Genomic DNA, 20,398 nt, shown 5'->3' on the forward strand with positions numbered 1-20,398 from the left:
CCACCGCCCCAGCCGCCGCCGCCGTGCACCCAGCCGCCGCCTCTGCCCGCGCTCGCCCCGGCGCTGATACATAGCGCCACGAGCACGAGCACGAGTCTGCACAATTCACGCGCTTTCATGATGCTTACCCCGATAGCCGCTGACCGATAGCCGTCTGGCTTCATAGATCAGTTTAGGCGTCGGAAGCCCATTTTTCCTGTGCATGCGATCACGGCGCATTACGGCTCCCGCCAATCGTCCTGCCTCGCGATGATGGCCGCGCCAATGAGTCCGCCGTCCCGCCGAAACTCGCCCGGAACCACGACGCGTTCGCGAAACTGCCGCAGCGTGCGCTTGCGCACTGCGGTATCCAGCGCGTCGATCAATGGGGCCGCATTCGAAAGGCCGCCGCAGACCGGGACGACCGAAGCGCCCGTGATGTTGACCACGGCAGCGAGGGGTTCCGATACCAGGGCGAGCCAGGCGGAAACGGTACGCAGCGCGCGATCGCTGCCTTGCTGCCAGTCGTCGATAAGGGCGTGGCTGTCTTTCTGTTCGTCGTTCAGGAGTGCGTGGAGCCGTTCCAGACCGCGTGCCCCGCCAATGGTGTCGACGCAGGCGAGGCGCCCGCAGCCGCAACGCAATGCGCGCACGGGCTGAGCGTGGCCCGTGCCGTCGAAGTCGACGTGCGTGCTGACGGGCAGCCCGTGGCCCCACTCGCCCGCGATGCCGCTCGCGCCACCCACCACACGGCCGCCCACGACGAGCCCGCCGCCGACACCGGAGCCGAGGACCACGCCAAACACGACATCGTGGCCCGCACCCGCGCCCTCGACGGCCTCGGCCAGGGCAAGGCAGTCTGCGTCGTTGGCAATGCGCACGCGCCGCTGGAGCCGGGAGGACAACTCCGCGCCGAGCACGCGGCCCGAGACGCATGGGACGTTGGACGCGCAAATCACGCCACTTGCGGGATCGACCGCCCCCGCCATGGAGATGACGAGGGGCGAGCGCGTCTCGCCAATGTGGCGAGCCGCGAGGGCTTCGAGGGCCGCGCCGAACGCCTCCCAACTGTCGATGGGCGTCGGCGCGCTTTCGACGAGGCGTACGCTGCGCGGACTGTCCGATACACCGAGCCTAATGTATGAGCCGCCGATGTCCGCGACAAAGACGCGTGGGTGTTGCCCCTGTTCAACGCTGGTGTCTGGCACCCTGGCTCCTCGTTAAGTGCATCGGCGACGCCAGCCTGCGGTCTCAGCGGGCGCGCACGAAATGATGCTCTATCTTCGCGCGCAACACGCCGTCGACGGCCGCGAGCTGTTCGCGCAGCCGGGCCGCCCGCCTTTCGGTCATGTCGCCAAAGACGATTTTTTGCTCGAGCACGTCGCCGAAGCGGGTCACGGCCCATCGGTCGACGACCACCTGTTCGCCGTCGAGCACGCCGGCGGCGGTCGAAACGACACCGAGATCCAGACCGGACACCAGATGAACGGTGTGAGTCAACGTGAAACCAGGTAGACAGTGCGACAGGTCTTCACAGACGGTCGACGAGGAGGAGGTATCTTGACGCATGGGGGCTCCGGATGAAGGTTGATCGAACCGGTGCCAGCCAGGCTGCTCCCGTTTCGTTGCCGTAAATCGGCCGCATCGCCTCTAGGGCTTCCACCTTGCCCGGGAGGGCAGGTTGGCGTCGGTCAGTCCGACTCTGGATGCTTTGCTGCTGCGTGGTTATTCTTGTTCGATATTCCGAACGAGCTTTCATTATACCGAAAACGGGGCGCCGGGCAAGCAGTGCGGCCACGCGCGACTTCGCACCCGGTTTTCCGGCGCGCAAGCTACTTCCTGGGGACTGCGCCTCGCGATTCGGCCGCCCTGAGGAAATCGAAATCGGCGCCCTTGTCTGCCTGGGTCACGGTGTCCAGAAAGAGCTTGTGATAACCGCGACTTGCCGTGGGTGCAGTCACCGGATTCGCCTGCGCCCGGCGCCGCAGTTCATCGTCGTCCACGAGCAAGCTGATCTCGCGGTTGGCCACGCTCAAGCGGATGCGGTCGCCGTTACGGACATGTGCGAGCGGGCCGCCTATGGCGGCTTCCGGCGTGACGTGCAGCACGATCGTCCCGAATGCGGTGCCGCTCATGCGTCCATCCGAAATCCGCACCATGTCTTTCACCCTGGCCCGCGCCAGCTTCTTCGGGATCGGGATATAGCCGGCCTCGGGCATGCCCGGCGCGCCTTTGGGCCCGATGCGCTTGAGGACGATCACGTCGTCGGCATGCACGTCGAGGTCGTCGGAGTCGATGCGGTTCGCCATATCGGTCGCGTCTTCGAACACCACCGCGCGGCCCTCGTGCTCCATGAGCGCCGCCGAAGCGGCCGATTGCTTGATGACCGCGCCGCCCGGCGCGAGATTGCCGCGCAGCACGGCCAGGCCGCCTTGAGGGTAAATGGGCGCGCTGAGCGGCTTCACCACGTCCTGCGCGAAGCGCGGCCCGGCGCGCTCCATCTCCTCGCCCAGGGTACGGCCGGTCACGGTCATGGCGTCGAGATGCAGCAGGGGCTTCAGTTCATGAAACAGCGTGGCCATGCCGCCAGCCCGATGAAAATCTTCCATGTAGTGCTCGCCGGACGGCTTCAGGTTGAGGAGCACCGGTGTTTCGCGGCCCATGCGGTCCACCGCGTCCAGATCGATGTCGAAGCCCATGCGCCCGGCAATAGCGGCAAGATGCACGATGCCGTTGGTCGACCCGCCGATGGCCAGCAGCACCCGCAAGCCGTTTTCGAACGACCCGGCGCTGAGCACCTGGTCGATGGTGAGCCGCCGTCGCGCCATCGCCACGACTTGCGCGCCGGTCTGCTCGGCCACGCGCATTCGGTCCGACGTGACCGCCGGCGGCGAGGCCCCGCCCGGCATCGTCATGCCCATGGCTTCCGCCACGCAGGCCATCGTGCTGGCCGTGCCCATAACGGCGCAGGTGCCGACGCTCGGCACGAGGCGGTCGTTCACCTCGGCGATCTCTTCCGCCGTGACTTCGCCGGCGCGAAACTTGCCCCAATAGCGGCGGCAATCCGTACACGCGCCGACGCGTTCGCCGCGATGCGCGCCCGTCACCATCGACCCGGTAATGAGCTGAATGGCCGGAATGCCCGCCGATGCCGCGCCCATCAACTGCGCGGGCACCGTCTTGTCACAGCCGCCGATGAGCACGACCGCATCCATGGGCTGCGCCCGAATCATCTCCTCCGTGTCCATCGACATGAGGTTGCGCATGAACATGCTGGTTGGCTGCGAAAAGCTCTCGTGGATGGAAATGGTCGGGAATTCCATCGGCAATCCGCCCGCCAGCAGAATGCCGCGCTTGAGCGCCTCGAGAAGCTGGGGCACGTTGCCATGACACGGGTTGTACGCACTGCCCGTGTTCGCGATGCCGATGACGGGACGCTCGAGCGCGTCGTCGGTATATCCGGCGCCCTTGATGAAGGCCTTGCGAAGGAACAGCGAGAAGTCCGTGTTGCCGTAGTTCGTCAGTCCGCCACGCATGCCCTGCGGATCATGGGAATCTTTTTCGTCGGGGGAGTGCTTTTCGGACATAACCACCATCCTCGAGTCGGTTCACGCAGATTGATCGAAGTGCCGTCGCCGGTAAGGGTACTGCGAATTGCGCCATCAGCGAGGTGGGGAACGGCCCGACATGCGCGCCCACGATATTACAAAACGCCTTCAATGGCGGATTGAACTCAATGCGCGCAAACTCGGTCAGTCAAGGTACCGGATTTGCTCGCTGTATTCATTTCGGCCCACTGAAGCGAAATCATGTTGACGAAACCGACCCAGCCCGATTCCTCCAACGCGGCTTCCCGCGCGGCCCCCAGCGCGAAAGTGCCTGCGCATCCGCATGGCGCACCCACCGTCCCCGCCTCGCCCGCCGGCAAGCATCCCGCGCCGCCCTGCACGCTCGTGATCTTCGGCGCGGGCGGCGATCTGACCAAACGCCTTTTGATGCCGGCGCTCTACAACCTCGCCGTCGACCGCCTGCTCGACGACGGCATGAAGATCATCGGCGTGAATCATGGCGAGCGCGAGACGAAGGCGTGGTCCGACGACCTGCACGCCTCGCTGGAAAAATTCGCCGCCGACAAGGCGAGCACTTTCCACGCCGGCAAGCTCGATGACAAGGCGTGGGACTGGATTGCGCAGCGCCTCACCTACATGGCGGGCGAATTCGAGGACGACAGCGCGTTTGAGCGCCTCGCGCAGCAATTGAACGGCAAGTCGCGCGGCAACGCCGTTTTCTATCTCGCCGTGGGTGCGCGCTTTTTCAAGCCGATTATCGAACGTCTCGGCAACGCCGGGCTGCTCGACGAGGGTAACGACGGCAACGGCATGTTCCGCCGCGTCGTGATCGAAAAGCCCTTCGGCGCCGATCTCGCTTCGGCGCGCGACTTGGACGAGCATGTACTGCGCTTTGCGAATGAATCGCAGGTTTATCGCATCGACCACTTCCTCGGCAAGGACACGGTGCAGAGCATTCTCGCGCTGCGCTTCGCCAACGCCATGTTCGAGCCCGTCTGGCGGCGCGAGTACATCGACAGCGTGCAGATCACGGCCTCGGAAGTGATCGGCGTGGAAGGTCGCGGCAAGTTCTACGAGCAGACCGGCGCGTTTCGCGACATGGTGCCCAATCACCTGTTTCAGCTGCTCGGCATGGTCGCCATGGAGCCGCCCAACTCGTTCGACGCCGAAGCCGTGCGCAACAAGAAAGCCGAAATCTTCGATGCGCTCAAGCCGCTCACCCCCGACGACGTGGTGTTCGGTCAATATGCAAAAGGCCCGGCGGGCGTGGGCTACCGCGAAGAACCCAACGTCGCGCAAGACAGCCGCACCGAAACCTATGCCGCCGCGCGCGTGCAGATCGACAACTGGCGCTGGGCGGGCGTGCCGTTCTATCTGCGTACCGGCAAGCGCCTGGCTGCGCGTCGCACGGAGATCTCGGTGCAGTTGAAGCGCGTGCCGTTTCTCCTCTTTCGCGACACGCCAGTCGATACGCTCACGCCCAACGTGCTGACGCTGCGCATCGATCCGTCGCATGGCACAAGCTTCGACTTCAACGTGAAGACGCCGGGGCCGGTCGTGCAGATCGGACCGGTGCATTCGTCGTTCGACTACGACGACTTCTTCACGGAGCGTGCCAACGTCGGCTACGAAACCTTGCTCTACGATTGCATGCTCGGCGACCAGACGCTCTTTCAACGTGCCGACGGCATAGAAGCGGCGTGGTCGACGGTGGATGGCGTATTGCACCCTGAACTCGACGCCGCGCTTCCGGTGTACGACTACGCCGCGGGCAGCGAAGGCCCGGCGCAGGCGGACGCCCTGCTCGCGCGCGACGGCCGGGCGTGGCGCGCCCTCGCGCCGACGCCAGCGAAGAAGACGTGAACCAGACAGCCAAGGAGAACGTATGACCAAAATCGAAAAGGCGGTCAAGAAAAGCGCTTTGAAAAGCGCGGTAAGTGCAACGCATACCTCGCAGGACATCGAAAATATTCTCGCCATCGACGTAGGCGGAACGGGCCTGAAGGCCGCGATCATCGACGCGAGCGGCGCGATGCGCACGCAGCGCGTGCGCGTGGCGACGCCGCATCCGTGCCCGCCCGCCTTGCTGGTCGAGACGCTCGCGACGCTCGTCGGCCCGCTGCTCAAGCAGTATCCGGCTACCCACGTTTCGATCGGCTTTCCTGGTTTCGTGCGCAACAATCATGTGATCACGGCGCCGCACCTCGGCCCCGATGACTGGAACGACGTGCCGCTCGCCCAGATGCTCGGCGAGCGCCTGGGCATTGTGTCGGTGCGCATGATCAACGACGCGGAAATGCAGGGCCTCGCCGCAATCGAAGGGCAAGGCCTCGAATTCGTGATGACGCTCGGCACGGGCGTCGGCACGGCCATGTTCCGTGACGGCGAACTGATGCCGCACCTCGAACTCGCGCATCATCCGGTCAGCAGGAAGCGCGCTTACGACGAGTACATCGGCGACGCTGCGCGCAGCAAGGCCGGCAACAAGCGCTGGAACGCGCGCGTCGAGAAGATCGTCGGCATACTCGACTCGCTCGTGCACTACGACAAGCTGTGGATAGGCGGCGGCAACGCGGCTCGCCTCACGTTCGATCTGCCGCCGAACGTGGCCACCGTGCCGAACGACCGCGGCATCGAGGGCGGCGCGCGCCTGTGGCATCCGCGTTCGGTGCGCGAAACGCGGCAGTTGCCCGCGGCCACGCAACGCGCGGGCAAATTCCGCTAGCGCGATCGCTTAAGGGCTGAACTCACTCACGCCGGGCCAGGGCAACGCGCTGGCCCACGTGCCCACCTTGCGCCCGACGATCTCGTAGATCGATACCTCGGCGCGCTCGAACGCCGTTGCCCAATCGCGCAGATATTGACGCCACGTTTGATATTTCCGGTCGTTCACGAGTTGGCGCAGCGCCATTTCCTTCGCGCGGAAATTCTCCTCGCACAGGCGCAGCGTGCGCACGCAATGCCGGCGCAGGTTCTGGATGTTCGACACCTCGATGCCGCTTTCGCGCATGGCGGTGAGCGCATAGCCCAGGTCGGGCAGTTCGTCGTCGGGAAAGAGATAGCGCTCGAGGTACGCGCCGCTGTCGAGGCCGAAGCGCGAGTCGATGCTGCCAGGCGCCGTCGACATGATGCCGTGGCTCACGAGCACACCGTCCGGTTCGAGGTGTTCCTGCAATGGCTGGACCCGGGAATGGTCTATTCGTACGCGTGGTTCGAGAGCGGCGAAGAAGACCTCGCCACGGCGCAGCTCAAGAAAATCGACCATGTGCTCACGAAAATCACATGGCGAAGTATTCGTTGGGCACATCGCCCAGGTGCGTGTCGCGCTCGGTCAGCACGCGCGCCGCAAATGATTTAAGGAAGGAGCCAAACCCGTGTTTTGCTTTTCCCTCATCAGGCATCTATTTCTCCGTTTTGGCGCGTTGTGGTGTGCGGACAGGGTTCAGTGTTTGGCTTCGGCGCGCTCGTCCGTCATGCCCGCGCGCTTGCTGGTGGGTGCGAAGCGCTCGCTGCGCGGCACCCATACGCGGCGGAACTGTTCGCGCTCGCGCTCTTCCGTGAATACCGAAAGCGAAGGCTTGACGAGATCGTGGCGCGACACGATGCCGAGCAGGCGGCGGGTCTTGTCGTCGTCGACGACGGGAACGCGGTCGAGTCCCGTGATGGCCAGGCGCGCGGCCACGTTCCTGCAGGTCTCGCCGGGCAGCGCGATTTCGGGCAGCGCATCGGAAAAAAGCGCGCCGATGGGCGCATGCGTGGAACTGGACAACGCACGGTCGAGCAGCGCACGATCGGCCATGCCCACGAGCACGCCGCTATCGACCACGGGGAACGCGCGGAACTTCTGCTGCGCGCCGAAGTGGGTGCGCAGGACCTCGGCGACGGTCGTGCAGGCGTCGATCGATTGCACGCCCTTGGTCATCACTTCTTCCACGTAGTGCCGCTCGAGCGGGTCGATACTGTACTCGCGGTAGATGTGATAGCCGCGGCGCGCGATCTTTTCGGTGAGAATCGAGCGCCGCATGAGCAACACCGTAAAGCCGTACGCAACCGCCGCCGAAGCGAGCAGCGGCAGCAAGGCATTGGCGTCGCCCGTGAGTTCGAACGCGAACACGGCGGCCATGACCGGCGCGCGCATCATGCCGCCGAGCGCCGCCGCCATGAAGATGAGCGGCCACACCGCGGGCTCGTGGCCCGGCATGTACGGGCCGGCCAGCGCGCCCACGCCCGCGCCCATCATCAGCAACGGTGCAAGCACGCCGCCCGAGGTACCGGAAGCGAGCGCAATGACCCAGATGATGGCCTTCACGACCACGATGCCGATCACCACCTGCATGGCGAGGTGGTTGTGCAGCAGATCGCCGATCACGTCGTAGCCCACGCCGAGCGTGCGCGGTTGAAAGTACCCGCCGATGCCCACGGCGATGGCGCCGAACGCCGGCCACCACATCCAGTGGACAGGCAGCTTGCCGAACAGGTCCTCGACCTTGTAGAGCCACGTGGAAAGGCCCCACGACAACGCGCCCGCAACGAGCCCGGCAATGCACGACGACACGATGCCGACCGTGCCGAGCGGCATGGTTTGCAGCGGAAAGAGCGGGCCGCTGCCGAGCAGCAGTGGACGCGTAAATCCGGCAACGGCGCAGGCAATGGCCACAGGCAGCAGGCTGCGTGGCCGCAATTCAAACAGCAGCAGCTCGATGGCAAGCAGCACGGCGGCGACCGGCGTGCCGAACACCGCGGTCATGCCCGCCACCGCGCCCGCCACGAGCAGCGCCTTGCGCTCCGCCCCCGAGAGATGGAAGAACTGCGCGATGAGCGAGCCAATCGCGCCGCCCGTCATGATGATCGGGCCTTCGGCCCCGAACGGCCCGCCACTGCCAATCGCAATCGCGGAGGCAAGCGGCTTGAGCACGGCGACTTTCGGCGACATCTTGCTCTTGCCGAACAAGATGGCTTCGATGGCTTCGGGAATGCCGTGGCCGCGAATCTGCTCGGAGCCATAGCGCGCAATCAGCCCCACGATCAGGCCGCCGATCACGGGCATCACGACTACGAGCACGCCGAGCGTATTCTCCGCCGGCGAATGATTCGCCGTGGAAAACGACTGGAAGAAGAACAGGTTCGTGAAGAAGCGGATGAGGTGCAGGAGAAAGTCCGCCGCGACGGTGCTCAGCGCGCCGCCAGCGGCCGCAATGGCGCCAAGGCGCAGAAGACGGACATCGGTTGCGAAATCGCCCCTGTCGCCCTTGTGATTGCTCATGGTTCCTCTAGCCGCTCAAGATCGGTCAGTAACATCCTCCGCGCTTTATATCACATTATGATGTACCTCGTGACGCTGGCTGATTCCCTCGCCGCTTAGGAGCGGGCAGCGCCGCCGCCCTTGCGGGCTTGCCCGCCCGCATCGGCAAAGAGTTCGACCACGAGTTCGCGCAGCCAGCGGTTACCTTCGTCGTGCTGCACGCGCGCGTGCCAGAGCAAATGAATGGGTGCAGCGGGCAGCTTCATGGGCAGTGCGCTCAGGCTCAGCGAAAATGGCTTCGCCAGTTGCAGCGCAAGCCGCTCCGGCACCGTGGCGATCAGATCGGTGCGCTCGAGGATGTAGCCCACGCTCATGAAGTGCGGCACCGAGAGCCGCACCTGACGCTTCACGCCGCGCCGTTTTAGCCACTCGTCGACCTGGCCGTGCCCCGTGCCCGCCGACACCACCACCAGATGCTCGGCGTCGCGCCAGGCCGCGAGCGTGAGCGGCGCGTTCTCCAGCGGATGACCGCGCCTGAAGAGACAGACATAGCGCTGATCGAAGAGGCGCCGCTGATAGAAGCCGCCTTTGAGTTGCGGCAGCAATCCAATGGCGAGATCGACCCGGCCGTCGGCCATCTCGTCGCTGAGCGTGACGCCCGTATTGCGCACGGTGTTGAGCCCAACGCCCGGCGCTTCGCGCGCGAGGCGCTCGAGCAGCGCGGGCAGAAACACGACCTCGCCGATATCGGTCATGCCGATCGTCATGGTGCGCGTGGCGCGCAGCGGATCGAAGCCGGTCACGGGATTGAGCGCGCCGTGCAGCGTGGCGAGCGCCTGCGCGACCGGCTCCGCGAGACGCAGCGCGAACGGCGTGGGCACCACGCCGCCCGGCCCGCGCACGAAGAGCGGATCGCCCAGCAGGCGGCGCAGCTTCGCGAGCGCGTTGCTCACGCCGGGCTGGCTCATGTTCATCTGCTCGGCCACGCTCGCCACGCGCCGCTCCCGCATGAGCCGATGAAAAAGCAGCAGCAGGTTGAGATCGATTTCGCCCAGTTCCATTCATTCAATCCAGTGATGAAGTAGATTCATTCCATTTTATTGTGGAATGAGCAGTGGCTGCCGAGAATACGGACACGGTGTGCGCGTGACGAACCAGCGCCAGCCGACCCCACAAATCTGAATATCGGAGACACAGTCATGAAACCAGGTGATCTGAAGATTGCGATCGTCGGCGCTGGCATCGGCGGCCTCACACTCGCGCTCGCGCTGCGCGAGCACGGCATCGACGCGCAACTCTTCGAGCAGACCGACGAGCTACGCGAAGTGGGCGCGGCCGTCGCGCTCTCGGCCAATGCCACGCGCTTCTACGAGCGCATGGGCCTGCGCCCGGCCTTCGAGAAAGTCTGCGCGGAAGTGCCGGGGCTCGTCTATCGTGACGGACGCAGCGGCGACGTGATCGGCCACCATCGCGGCGCACCGGACTACCGCGGGCAATTCGGCGGCTCGTACTGGGGGGTGCATCGCGCCGATTTGCAAGCGGTGCTGTCGGGCGCGGTTGGGCTCGAGCGGATCAAGCTCAGCCATCGGCTCGTCGATCTCGCGCAGCATGCCGATCACGTGAGCCTGACGTTCGCCAATGGCGAACGCGTCGATGCCGATCTCGTGATCGGCGCCGACGGCGCGCGCTCGATCACGCGGCGCTGGATGCTGGGCTACGACGACGCGCTGTATTCGGGTTGCTCGGGCTTCCGCGGCGTGGTGCCCGCGGAGCGCATGGACCTGTTGCCCGATCCCGAGACCATTCAGTTCTGGGTCGGGCCGGGCGGCCATCTGCTGCACTATCCGATTGGCGACAAGGGCGACCAGAACTTCCTGCTGGTCGAGCGCCATCCCTCGCCATGGCCGTCGCGCGAATGGGTCATGCCTGCCCAGGAAGGCGAGCAACTGCGCCTTTTCAGGGACTGGCACCCGACCGTCGTGCAGATGATTACCGCGGTACCGATCAGCCAGCGCTGGGGGCTGTTCCACCGTCCACCGCTCGGCCGCTGGAGCAAGGGCCGCATCACGTTGATCGGCGACGCCGCGCATGCGCTCGTGCCGCACCACGGCCAGGGCGCGAACCAGTCGATCGAGGATGCCGTGGTGCTGGCCGCCCAGTTGGCGAAGGCGGGACCGGGCAACTGGCGCGAAGCCCAGGAAGCCTACGAGCGCCTGCGCCGGGGCCGCACGCGCAAGGTGCAGTACGCTTCGATCACCACGGCGGACGTGTTGCATCTGCCCGATGGCCCCGCTGCGCAGGAGCGCAACGCCCGGCTCGGCTCGCGCGAGGGCGTGCTCAATCATCTGGACTGGATCCACGATTTCAACGCGCTTTCACAGGAGCCGAACGAGCGCCAGGGGGGGACGTGGCTTTAAGGGGGGCCGGCAAGCCGCGCAGTTAATGATCCGTTAATCTCGGCACGCTAGAATTGCCGCTTTCAACCGACCCTTGCTGAGCACGGAGCGCCCATGCAAATCGCCGCCGATTCGCGTTACGACCTCGTTGCGCGCCTGCTTCACTGGCTTGTCGTCGCACTCGTGGCGGCGCAGTTCGTGATCGGCTGGACCATGCCCGATGTGCACCGCGACACGCGCCCCGTTGGCGAAATTGCGTGGCATCTGGGCGTCGGCACGGCGCTCGTCGCCGCCATGGTGTGCCGTCTGGTCTGGCGCGCGACCCATCGCCCGCCGCCCGACGACCAGACGCCGTTCATGCGCGCCGTGGCGGCCCTCACGCATGTCGGCCTCTACGCCCTGCTCATCGGGGTGCCCGTGCTCGGATGGATCAACGCCTCGTCGCGCGCGTGGGACGTCACGCTGTTCGGCGCCATCCCGTTGCCCGCGCTCTCCCCTGCGGGTTCGTCGTTCGGGCACGCCATGGGCGACGTCCACAGCGTGCTCGCGTGGGTGCTGTTCGCGTTCATCTGCCTGCATGTGGCCGCGGCGCTGTTTCATCGCTTCGTGCTCAACGATCGTGTCTTGCAACGCATGAAGCTTTAATCGCGCCGCGAATTGTGTGCCCTGCATGGTCATCAGCAGAAAGGCGAGGCATAGCTTTTCGCCCAGAACACGCGCAGCGCGCGCCGCAGTGCTTCGTCCCGATCGAATTCTCCAGGTCTGACCATGACGCGAGAATAGAGTTTATGGATTGATCTATCAATAACCGGTCTGCTAGACAGGCGATCGCACCGTGGACACCGGGCGGCGTATCGTCCAGAATCGCCCAATTCACGACTTTCGCGGCCAGCCTCCGTTCGCACCATGAAAATCGCGGCGCTTTCCGACATTCACGGCAATTTGCCCGCTCTCGAAGCGGTGCTCGACGATATCGAGCGGCAAGGCGCGGACGTGATCGTCAATCTCGGCGACATCCTTTCCGGCCCGCTGTATCCGTCGCAAACGGCGGACCGGTTGATGCAGCTTGGGTTGCCCACGATACGCGGCAACCACGAAAGACAGCTTCTCAGCGCGGATGGCACTCGCATGGGGCCATCGGACCGCTTTGCGCGCGGCGTGCTGAGTGAAGAACATCTGGCATGGGTCAGCGCATTGCCTGCCACGCTATGGCTCGAAAGCGACGTGCTGCTCGTGCACGGCACGCCGCAGGACGACCTCTCCTATTTCCTCGAAACCGTCACGGCGAGTGGCTGCCGAACGGCCACGCATGGCGAGGTCAGACGCCGCGCGGCCGAGGTCGAGGCGGCGTTGATTCTGTGCGGCCATACGCATCTCGCACGCTCGATGCAGCTCGCCGACGGCCGCCTCATCGTGAACCCAGGCAGTGTCGGCCTGCCCGCGTACGAGGACACGCATCCCTTCACGCATCGTATGGAAACGGGGACGCCGCATGCGCGCTACGCGAGCGTCGCCCGTACCTCGCGCGGCTGGGAGGTGGAGTTTCGCGCCGTGGAGTACGACTGGCACGCGGTGGCCGAACGTGCTGCCGCCAATGGCCGGCCCGATTGGGCAGCGGCGCTTCGCACCGGGTATTGCTGATCGTTTTCGTCGATGCTGGGCGCCGTGCAGCGGCGGACTACACCGTCACCACGATCTTGCCGAACTGCCCATTGGTTTCGAGGTAGCGGTGCGCATCCGCAATCTGTTCGAACGCGAAGGTGCGGTCGATCACGGGCTTGAGCGCGCCGCTTTCGAGTCCCTTTAGCACGTATTCCACGGCGGCCTTGCGGCGCTGCGCATCGCCGCTGGTGAGCCAGATGTTGTGGGCCTTCACGCTGACGACCTTCGCGATCATCTCCAGCACGGGCAGCGTCGTGGCACGTTCATCGAGCGCGCCGTAGAGATACGCGATCCCCTGGAAAGACAGCGCCGAGATCAGCTTCGCGAAGTTCGGGCCGCCGACCGGATCGAACGCGACACGCGCCCCCTTTCCACCAGTAATGCGCATGATTTCGTCCACCAGATCCGTCTCGTCGGTCACGACCACGTGCGCCGCGCCCGCGTCGAGCAACGGCTGTTTCTTGCCGGCGTGACGTGTAAGCGCGATCGAAGTCGCACCGGCGTAGTTCGCGATCTGGATCGCCGCAAGTCCGACACTGCTCGACGCGGCCGGCACGACGACACAATCGCCGGCGCCCACCTTCGCATCTTCGATCAGCGCGCCGTATGCGGTGACGAACATCATCCATACCGAGGCGGCTTGCGCGAACGAAAGCGATTCAGGATGCCTGACGACCGCATAGTCCGGCACGACGATGCTTTCTCCGTACGTGAAGTACTGATTCATCGAGAACGACGGGATCACGTTGACCTTGTCTCCCGGTGCGATGCCGACTACTCCCTCGCCCACGGCGTCGACCATGCCGGCCGCTTCGTACCCGAGGCCTGCCGGAAAGCGCACGGGCTCGATGTACTGGTCGGCGCGCCACATCGATTCCGCGCGATTCAGACCAATCGCTTTCACCGTGATGCGAACTTCGCCGGGGCCGGGGGCGCGTACCGGTTCATCCACGAATTGCAGCACTTCCGGGCCACCTGCTTGTGCAAACCTGACTGTCCGTGACATGACTGACTCCTGTTTCGATTGATGAGGGCGTAATGAGCGCATCACAGGGCCGTTGCGGCCTCTGAGTTCGAGTGATGAACCGGGAAGTCCAATTAGTGCTGTTCGTCGCCGCGCCAGAATGCTGCGCGTACATAGGGCGTAAGCGGCAGCTTGTGCTTCAGACAATACGGCAAATCCGGGTTCGTAGTGCCGAACTCTAGAGCGCCACGCGTTTCGCCGCAACCGCACCTCACGACGCGCCGATATGCGGCTGCAGCGCCCTGAGCCAGCACGCCACCACCACCGCCCCGCCATCGGGCGTCCCGATCGCGCGCGCGCCGAGATAGCTCGCCCGGCCCGCGCGCGGCGTCATTTGCGCCGTGCTTTTCGCACCGGACTCCGCGGCGCTCACCGCCTGCGCCCACGCCTCGCCCACGGGGCGCGCCGACTTCAGGGCGCTTTCCAGCGCATCGACGGCGGGCACGAGCGCATCGAGCATCGTGCGGTCGCCGGGTTTCGCGCCGCCCAGTTCGCTGACCGCCTCGGCCGCGCCGCGCATGGCGGCCGCCCAGTCCCGCGCATGGGGCTGCGCTTGCTCGCCAAGCGTGCGCGAGGCGCGCAGCAGCGCTGTTGCGTAGAACGGCCCGGAACTGCCCGCTATCGCGCGGCGCAATGCCGTGCTGAGTGCGGCGAGCGCGCTGCCCGGCGAGCCGAGCGCGCCTTGCGGCACGGCGAGCATGGCCTGTGCGGCGCGCTGCATGCTTGCGCCCAGATCGCCGTCGCCGGCTCGGGAATCGAGGTCCGTGAACAGCGCCTCGTTCTCGATCAATGCGTGCGCAACGGCATCGAGCGCCGGCTTCAGACGCTGCGCCCATGCGACGCTCGCCGCGTCCGCAGGCGTCGCGCCCGCCTCGGCGCGCGCATCGGCCGCTGAAAACGCCGGCTCGATGCGGATCTGCCGGTTCACCGTGCCGACCCCGGGCCACGCGCGCGCTTCGGTGGCGGCGTCGAGCAGCGTCAGCTTCGCGTCGTCGAGCCGGAGCACGGAGATCGAACAGCCCGGCATATTGAGCGCCGAAAGAAACGTGCCGGTCCACGCCCGCTCGACCGTCACATGACGGCGATTCAGGCTCTCGAATGCATCGCGCATGATGATCGCCAGTTCCATCGCGGGCGTGGCGCCCAGCCCGTTCACGAGCAGCGCCACGCGCTCGCCGCCTTTCAGCGCCAGGTCGTCGACGATGTTGGCGAGCAGCGTTTCCGTCAATTCGCCCGCCGCCATCGGCACCGTGCGTTCCACGCCTTTCTCGCCGTGGATGCCCATGCCGAGTTCGATCTCGTCGTCGGCGAGGCGAAAGCCGGCTTGCTCCGCGCCGGGCAGCGTGCAGCCGTCGAGCGCCACGCCCATCGTGCCGAGATTCCCGGCCACGCCGCGCGCAATCGCGGCCACGAGGCCCAGCGCGTCGCCGCGCGCCGCCGCCGCGCCCGCGATCTTGTGCACTAGCACCGTCCCGGCAATGCCGCGCCGCTGATTGCGCTCCGTATGCCCCCGCAACGACACGTCGTCGGCCACGATGACGATTTCGACCGGAATGCCCTCGGCTCGCGCCAGTTCGGCCGCGAGACCGAAATTGAGCCGGTCCCCCGTGTAGTTCTTCACGATGAGCAGCGCGCCGTTCGGACCCGCGCTCGCGCGAATCGCGGCCAGCACGGCGTCGGTGGCGGGCGACGTGAACACCTCCCCGCACACGGCGGCGGTGAGCATGCCTTGTCCGACATAACCGCCATGCGCGGGCTCGTGGCCGCTGCCGCCACCCGAAATCACGGCAACGGGGCGCTCGGGCGGGCTGGGCAGCGGGTTGCGAACGAGCACGTTTTCGTCGCCGAGCACGGCGACATGGGGCGCCGTGCGCGCAATGCCCTCGAGCATTTCGCGCACCACTAACGACGGGTCGTTGACGAGTTTCTTCATGGGAGTCCCTTGAACGAGTAACAGGGGCAAAAACGAGGGGCAGAAGCGAGAGGCGAAAACGGCGGACCGCGGGCGGTCCCTTCGCGCCATGAGCATATTGAACACGGGCATCGAATGCATTCCGGATGCCTGCCCCGCGCGTGGCGCCAGCATCCAGGCACCTAGGTAAAAACACCAATCAAAGCGGCACGCCGAATACCCGTTATTCAGACAGTAGCGACCGATCACGGACTTGCCGTGCCTTCGCCGTCTGCATGCCTGGAACACCATGGCCCCTCCGCCCGCCGGTGCCTTCACCCGTAACCTGCCTACTCCGGCCGAGCAACGCGGCGCGAGTGGCGATGTGCCGAATCGCGTTGCGAGGCGATGAACGTAGCTGAAATAACCGGAACCCCTCCACAGGCACCGTCCCGCGCGCCCAGCAAGGGCGTTGCCGCAGCGCTAGCCGTGGCGCTGATCGTATGCGCGGCGATCGGCGCGATACTGAGCGCGAACCTGTCGCGTGGCACGGCCGACTCGCGGCTTCGTCACGAACTGAACATCACGTCGGAACTCGAAGCCCTGCTCACGCTGCATATTGCGGCGAATACCGACTTCCTCAAAGGCGTGGGCACGGCGGGCTACACGTCGCGCGCGTGGCCGATCAAGCGGGCCGCAGTCGTGGCTGGCATTTACGACCGGCTCGAGCATGATTTTGCCGGTGCGCCGCGCAACGAGCGCACGATTCACGAGTTGCGGCAGTTGAGCGCCGTCTGGCCCGAGCAGCTCGACGCGGCCGCGCGCAATATCGCGCTCGCAGACGCGGGCGCAAAGCTCGAGCCCGCCCTGATGCAGCACGCGAACGAAACGCTCAGCTCCATCATGTCGCTGCTCACCGAGCTGCGCTCCGAGCAGCGCGAGCAGATCAAGGTCGTGCAGTTCGGCGCGCAGGCGCAGCTCGCGCGGCAAAAAATCTCGCTGATCGGCACGGCGACAGCCGGCGCGCTGCTGCTGCTCTTCACGTTGTTTACGAGCCACCGCGCGGCGCTTTCCCGCAGCGCCGCGAAGATCGTCGCGCTCGAGGCCGAGCGGCGCTTTCGCGAGTACTTCGAGCAGCATCCGGTCGCGATGCTCATTTTCGATGTGCGCTCCTATGCAATCCTCACCGCCAATGCCGCGGCCCAGCGCCAATACGGCGCGAGCCTGCAGCAGCTCAGGGGCATGTCGGTCGAGCAGCTTCGCCCGCGGGCCGAAACCGGCGCGTTCCGCCGCGACCTGCACGGCTACGTCAATTCCGGCGCGCAAAGCGGCGCAGGCGGCGTGCGCCGGCATGTGCGCATCGACGGAGAAGTGATCCACGTCGATATCGCCTGGCATCTGCTGGACTATGCGGGCCAGGATGCGTGTTTCATCACCGCGCACGACGTCACGGCGCACGAACAGGCGAGAGAGCATTTGCGCGTTCGCAGCCGCGCGCTGGAGGCTTCGAGAAACGCCGTGATCATTTCGCAAAAGGTCGACGGCGAAAGCATCATCACGTACGCCAACGCTGCGTTCGAGCGCATCACCGGCCGCGCCGTGGCCACGGCGAATGGCGCCGGGCATTGGGACATGCTCGGTTGCGATAAATCGTCCGCCGATGCCAATATCGTTCGCAGTGCCATGCAATCGGAGCGAGAAGGCGAGGGCCTGCTCAAATGCTGCCGGCCCGATGGTTCGCCCTACTGGATCGAGCTGCATGTCGCCCCGGTGCTCGACGAGCGCAATCGCCCCACACACTGCGTGACCGTGTTCAACGACGTTTCGGAGCGCATCCGCTATCAGGAGCAGTTGCGCCTGCAGGTGAACGAGGACTCGCTCACGCATCTGCCGAACCGGCTCGGCCTCAAAGCGCGTTTGCGCGAACTGGTCAGGACGGCGCTCGATGCGCAGCAGAAGTTCGCGCTGGTGTTCATCGACCTCGACAACTTCAAGGAGGTCAACGATTCGCTCGGCCATACCGCGGGCGACGAGGTGCTGTGCGAAGTGGCGCGCCGCCTGTCCACCCATATCGCCCAGGGCGAGATGGTGTCCCGATATGCGGGCGACGAGTTCGTCGCCGTGCTGTACGGTCGTGGCGGCGTCGATCACTTCGTCGCCGCCGCGGCAAGCATGCAGGAATCCTTGACACATGGGCTGCTGATCGGCAACAAGGTCATCGTGCCGCTCGCCTGTGTCGGCCTCGCCGTGTTCCCCGATCATTCGAGCGATCTGGACTCGCTGCTCAAGTACGCCGACTCCGCCATGTACCGCGCCAAGTCGGTGGGGCCCGGGAGCATGCAGGTGTTCGACATGGCCATCGCCAAGCAGAACCTGGAGGGGGCGAGCCTCGCGCAGGCGTTGCGGCTGGCCGTGGCGTCGCGCGCGTTTGCCGTTGCGTGGCAGCCGAGAGTCAACCCGAGGACGGGCGAGACGATGGGTTTCGAGGCGCTCGTTCGCTGGCACGACGCGGAGCGCGGCCAGGTGAGCCCGGCGCTGTTCGTGCCGCTCGCCGAGGAAAACGGCCTGATCGTGCAGATCGGCGAATTCGTGTTCGAGGAGGCCTGCCGCCAGGCCCGCGAGTGGGCGCGCCAGCACCCGGACATCGTCGTTTCGGTCAACGTTTCGCCTGTCCAGTTCGTGCGCGCGGATTTGCCCGCCATGATGGCGGATACGCTCGCGCGCACCGGCGTGAGCCCGCGCAATATCGAGCTGGAAATCACCGAAAGCGTGCTCATGGCGCCCCGTTCGCTCGCCACGCTGCGCGCCCTTCGCGAGATGGGGCTTTCGGTCGCCATCGACGACTTTGGCTCGGGCTATTCGAGCCTCGCGTACATTCGCAGCTTCATGCCCGATCGTCTCAAGCTCGACATGTCGTTCGTAAGGGGCATTGGCCACTCGCGCGCGGACGAGGTCATCGTAAAGGCCGTGCTCGCCCTCGGCCATACGCTCGGCATGCGGGTGGTGGCAGAGGGCGTGGAAACGCTGCGGCAACTGGAATTCCTGATCGAGAACGGCTGCAACGAGGCGCAGGGTTACTGGTTCTCGCGCCCTGTGGATGCAGCGAGCGCGCAGTCCTACCTGGAAGCGAGCCATGCGGCCAGCGTTCACCAACGGTAACCTGCTCAGATGGCTCACCGGGCCGCGCGCCATTTTCTATGGCAGCCTGGCGGTCGCCTTCATCATGGCGACGCTCTGCGCGACGGTGCTCTACGAGAGCCGCTACGACGCCCTGGAGCGCGCCAAAGAGAACTCGCGAAACGTCGCGCTCGTTGCCGAACGCGACATCGAGCGCAACTTCGAACTCTACGCGCTTTCGCTGCAAGCCGTGGTCGACGGCATCGGCCAGCCCGACGTCATGGCGTTGCCCGCGCATCTGCGCAGCCAGCTGCTGTTCGACCACGCCATTACCGCGCAATATCTGGGCTCGATGCTCGTGCTCGACGAAGCGGGCAACGTCGTCATGAATTCAACCACCGGCACGCCGCTCAAGGCCAATTTCGCCGACCGCGACTACTTCGAGGTTCAGCGCGACAATCCCCATGCCGGCCTCTACGTCAGTGCGCCCTACCGCTCGCGCCTGCGCAACGGCACGCCCAGCATTGCGCTGAGCCGCAGGCTATCGCACCCCGATGGGTCGTTCGGCGGCATCGTCATGATCGCCATTAACCTCGAGTACTTTCACCAGCTGTTTGCCGGGCTCTCACTCGGGCCGCACGGTGCGATTTCGCTGATTGCGCAAGACGGCACCATGATCATGCGCCAGCCCTACGATCCGGCCGTGGTGGGGCGCAACATCCGCAACGCGAGTACGTTCCGCCGCTTTCTGACTGCCAGCGAAGGCAGTTTCTCGGACACGTCGTCGATAGACGGCGTACGCCGGATGTATTTTTTCCGCAATTTCCCGCGCCAGCCGCTCATCATCATGGTGGCGGAAGCCGAACCCGATATCTACGCCGCGTGGCGGCGGCGCGCGCTGACCATCGGTACGCTCATGGGCACTTTCGCCCTCGGCTTCGTCGGCCTCTCGTTCGTGCTCGCCACGCAGTTGCGGCGCAGAATGCGCGCCGAGTCCGAACTGCAGTTGCTCGCGCGCACCGACAGCCTCACGGGTCTGAACAACCGCCGCACGCTCGGCGAAATCCTCGAACAGGAGTGGCGGCGCGCCAGGCGCGCGCGCAGCGTGTTCTCGCTGCTGTTCGTCGATATCGACCGGTTCAAGGCCTACAACGACCAGTACGGCCATCAGGCCGGCGACGACGCGCTCGCCGCCGTGGCGCGCTGCATCGGCGAAAACATCCGCCGGCCCGCGGACACCGCCGCCCGCTATGGCGGCGAAGAGTTCGTCGTCGTGCTGCCCGATACGCTGCTGGAAGGCGCCTGTGCGATTGCGGAGAAGATCCGCAATGCGATCAGCGAACTCGCGATCGAACATGCGGGCAGCGAGTACGGGCGCGTCACGGCGAGCATTGGCTCCGCAAGCTGGTCGCCGGACCAGGATGTCGATGTCACGCAGATCATCAAGGCGGCGGATCAGGCGCTGTACGACGCGAAGGCGCGCGGCCGCAACCGGGTCGCGATGTGCGGCGCCTGACC

Annotated in this window: 16 protein-coding genes, 1 pseudogene and 1 riboswitch; of the genes and pseudogenes, 8 read left to right on the forward strand and 9 right to left on the reverse strand. The window is 65.7% G+C overall.

Features of this window, described 5'->3' with window-relative positions:
- Positions 1–218 precede the first annotated feature (218 nt).
- The 3 genes from M3I56_RS28315 to M3I56_RS28325 form a co-directional block, all read right to left on the reverse strand.
- Positions 219–1,187 (reverse strand): ROK family protein, encoded by a 969-nt coding sequence (locus tag M3I56_RS28315; protein ID WP_254356779.1) that lies wholly within the window; start codon positions 1,185–1,187, stop codon positions 219–221.
- A gap of 43 nt (positions 1,188–1,230) precedes the next feature.
- Positions 1,231–1,548: a hypothetical protein gene (locus M3I56_RS28320; RefSeq protein WP_254356780.1), complete on the reverse strand. Its 318-nt coding sequence runs from the start codon at positions 1,546–1,548 to the stop codon at positions 1,231–1,233.
- A 42-nt stretch (positions 1,549–1,590) separates the two neighbouring features.
- Positions 1,591–1,694, reverse strand: a riboswitch (SAM-I-IV-variant riboswitch).
- 117 nt (positions 1,695–1,811) lie between these two features.
- The gene (locus M3I56_RS28325; protein ID WP_254356781.1) at positions 1,812–3,566 is read right to left on the reverse strand and encodes an IlvD/Edd family dehydratase; all 1,755 of its coding nucleotides are present in this window, start codon (positions 3,564–3,566) and stop codon (positions 1,812–1,814) included.
- Between the two features lie 222 nt (positions 3,567–3,788).
- Here M3I56_RS28325 and zwf point away from each other — a divergent pair, with 222 nt between their 5' ends.
- Both zwf and M3I56_RS28335 read left to right on the forward strand, forming a co-directional pair.
- Entirely contained in the window at positions 3,789–5,411 is a 1,623-nt protein-coding gene (gene zwf, locus M3I56_RS28330; protein ID WP_254356782.1) for a glucose-6-phosphate dehydrogenase, read from the forward strand.
- A 22-nt stretch (positions 5,412–5,433) separates the two neighbouring features.
- The gene (locus M3I56_RS28335; RefSeq protein WP_254356783.1) at positions 5,434–6,273 is read left to right on the forward strand and encodes an ROK family protein; all 840 of its coding nucleotides are present in this window, start codon (positions 5,434–5,436) and stop codon (positions 6,271–6,273) included.
- Positions 6,274–6,282: 9 nt separating this feature from the next.
- Here M3I56_RS28335 and M3I56_RS28340 read toward each other — a convergent pair whose 3' ends face one another.
- The gene (locus tag M3I56_RS28340) at positions 6,283–6,675 is read right to left on the reverse strand and encodes a class I SAM-dependent methyltransferase (protein ID WP_254356838.1); all 393 of its coding nucleotides are present in this window, start codon (positions 6,673–6,675) and stop codon (positions 6,283–6,285) included.
- Between the two features lie 6 nt (positions 6,676–6,681).
- On the opposite strand from M3I56_RS28340, the pseudogene M3I56_RS28345 reads away from it, so the two are divergent.
- A pseudogene (locus M3I56_RS28345) lies at positions 6,682–6,828 on the forward strand (SAM-dependent methyltransferase); the annotation flags it as partial.
- Here M3I56_RS28345 and M3I56_RS41160 read toward each other — a convergent pair.
- The 3 genes from M3I56_RS41160 to M3I56_RS28355 all read right to left on the reverse strand — a co-directional run bounded on the left by M3I56_RS41160 (position 6,827) and on the right by M3I56_RS28355 (position 9,851).
- The gene (locus M3I56_RS41160) at positions 6,827–6,949 is read right to left on the reverse strand and encodes a hypothetical protein (protein WP_302057046.1); all 123 of its coding nucleotides are present in this window, start codon (positions 6,947–6,949) and stop codon (positions 6,827–6,829) included. The pseudogene M3I56_RS28345 and the gene M3I56_RS41160 overlap by 2 nt on opposite strands.
- A 41-nt stretch (positions 6,950–6,990) precedes the next feature.
- The gene (locus M3I56_RS28350) at positions 6,991–8,811 is read right to left on the reverse strand and encodes a chloride channel protein (protein ID WP_254356784.1); all 1,821 of its coding nucleotides are present in this window, start codon (positions 8,809–8,811) and stop codon (positions 6,991–6,993) included.
- A gap of 95 nt (positions 8,812–8,906) precedes the next feature.
- Positions 8,907–9,851 (reverse strand): LysR family transcriptional regulator, encoded by a 945-nt coding sequence (locus tag M3I56_RS28355; RefSeq protein ID WP_254356785.1) that lies wholly within the window; start codon positions 9,849–9,851, stop codon positions 8,907–8,909.
- A 138-nt stretch (positions 9,852–9,989) separates the two neighbouring features.
- Between M3I56_RS28355 and M3I56_RS28360 the strand changes: the two genes are divergently transcribed.
- The 3 genes from M3I56_RS28360 to M3I56_RS28370 all read left to right on the forward strand — a co-directional run bounded on the left by M3I56_RS28360 (position 9,990) and on the right by M3I56_RS28370 (position 12,827).
- Positions 9,990–11,207, forward strand: coding sequence for an FAD-dependent monooxygenase (locus M3I56_RS28360; RefSeq protein WP_254356786.1), 1,218 nt, complete (start codon positions 9,990–9,992; stop codon positions 11,205–11,207).
- A gap of 93 nt (positions 11,208–11,300) precedes the next feature.
- Entirely contained in the window at positions 11,301–11,831 is a 531-nt protein-coding gene (locus M3I56_RS28365; RefSeq protein WP_302057038.1) for a cytochrome b, read from the forward strand.
- A 261-nt stretch (positions 11,832–12,092) separates the two neighbouring features.
- Positions 12,093–12,827: a metallophosphoesterase gene (locus M3I56_RS28370; protein WP_254356787.1), complete on the forward strand. Its 735-nt coding sequence runs from the start codon at positions 12,093–12,095 to the stop codon at positions 12,825–12,827.
- Positions 12,828–12,864: 37 nt separating this feature from the next.
- On the opposite strand, the gene M3I56_RS28375 is transcribed toward M3I56_RS28370, so the two are convergent.
- A complete protein-coding gene (locus M3I56_RS28375) occupies positions 12,865–13,854 on the reverse strand; it encodes a zinc-dependent alcohol dehydrogenase family protein (protein ID WP_254356788.1) in 990 nt (329 codons plus the stop codon).
- Between the two features lie 229 nt (positions 13,855–14,083).
- On the reverse strand, positions 14,084–15,805 hold the full coding sequence (locus tag M3I56_RS28380) for a dihydroxyacetone kinase family protein (RefSeq protein WP_254356789.1): 1,722 nt from the start codon (positions 15,803–15,805) through the stop codon (positions 14,084–14,086).
- Between the two features lie 447 nt (positions 15,806–16,252).
- Between M3I56_RS28380 and M3I56_RS28385 the strand changes: the two genes are divergently transcribed.
- Both M3I56_RS28385 and M3I56_RS28390 read left to right on the forward strand, forming a co-directional pair.
- The gene (locus tag M3I56_RS28385; RefSeq protein WP_254356790.1) at positions 16,253–18,922 is read left to right on the forward strand and encodes an EAL domain-containing protein; all 2,670 of its coding nucleotides are present in this window, start codon (positions 16,253–16,255) and stop codon (positions 18,920–18,922) included.
- Between the two features lie 64 nt (positions 18,923–18,986).
- The gene (locus M3I56_RS28390) at positions 18,987–20,396 is read left to right on the forward strand and encodes a diguanylate cyclase (protein WP_375541808.1); all 1,410 of its coding nucleotides are present in this window, start codon (positions 18,987–18,989) and stop codon (positions 20,394–20,396) included.
- Positions 20,397–20,398: the final 2 nt, after the last annotated feature.

Source organism: Paraburkholderia sp. CNPSo 3281 (assembly GCF_024206515.1).
Taxonomy (GTDB): Bacteria; Pseudomonadota; Gammaproteobacteria; order Burkholderiales; family Burkholderiaceae; genus Paraburkholderia; species Paraburkholderia nodosa.

Coding starts and splice junctions, on each gene's coding strand:
- M3I56_RS28320 (WP_254356780.1), bottom strand. CDS start 1,548: ATGCGTCAAGATACCTCCTCCTCGTCGACCGTCTGTGAAGACCTGTCG.
- M3I56_RS28325 (WP_254356781.1), bottom strand. CDS start 3,566: ATGTCCGAAAAGCACTCCCCCGACGAAAAAGATTCCCATGATCCGCAG.
- zwf (WP_254356782.1), top strand. CDS start 3,789: ATGTTGACGAAACCGACCCAGCCCGATTCCTCCAACGCGGCTTCCCGC.
- M3I56_RS28335 (WP_254356783.1), top strand. CDS start 5,434: ATGACCAAAATCGAAAAGGCGGTCAAGAAAAGCGCTTTGAAAAGCGCG.
- M3I56_RS28340 (WP_254356838.1), bottom strand. CDS start 6,675: ATGTCGACGGCGCCTGGCAGCATCGACTCGCGCTTCGGCCTCGACAGC.
- M3I56_RS41160 (WP_302057046.1), bottom strand. CDS start 6,949: ATGCCTGATGAGGGAAAAGCAAAACACGGGTTTGGCTCCTTCCTTAAA.
- M3I56_RS28350 (WP_254356784.1), bottom strand. CDS start 8,811: ATGAGCAATCACAAGGGCGACAGGGGCGATTTCGCAACCGATGTCCGT.
- M3I56_RS28355 (WP_254356785.1), bottom strand. CDS start 9,851: ATGGAACTGGGCGAAATCGATCTCAACCTGCTGCTGCTTTTTCATCGG.
- M3I56_RS28360 (WP_254356786.1), top strand. CDS start 9,990: ATGAAACCAGGTGATCTGAAGATTGCGATCGTCGGCGCTGGCATCGGC.
- M3I56_RS28365 (WP_302057038.1), top strand. CDS start 11,301: ATGCAAATCGCCGCCGATTCGCGTTACGACCTCGTTGCGCGCCTGCTT.
- M3I56_RS28370 (WP_254356787.1), top strand. CDS start 12,093: ATGAAAATCGCGGCGCTTTCCGACATTCACGGCAATTTGCCCGCTCTC.
- M3I56_RS28375 (WP_254356788.1), bottom strand. CDS start 13,854: ATGTCACGGACAGTCAGGTTTGCACAAGCAGGTGGCCCGGAAGTGCTG.
- M3I56_RS28380 (WP_254356789.1), bottom strand. CDS start 15,805: ATGAAGAAACTCGTCAACGACCCGTCGTTAGTGGTGCGCGAAATGCTC.
- M3I56_RS28390 (WP_375541808.1), top strand. CDS start 18,987: ATGGCGACGCTCTGCGCGACGGTGCTCTACGAGAGCCGCTACGACGCC.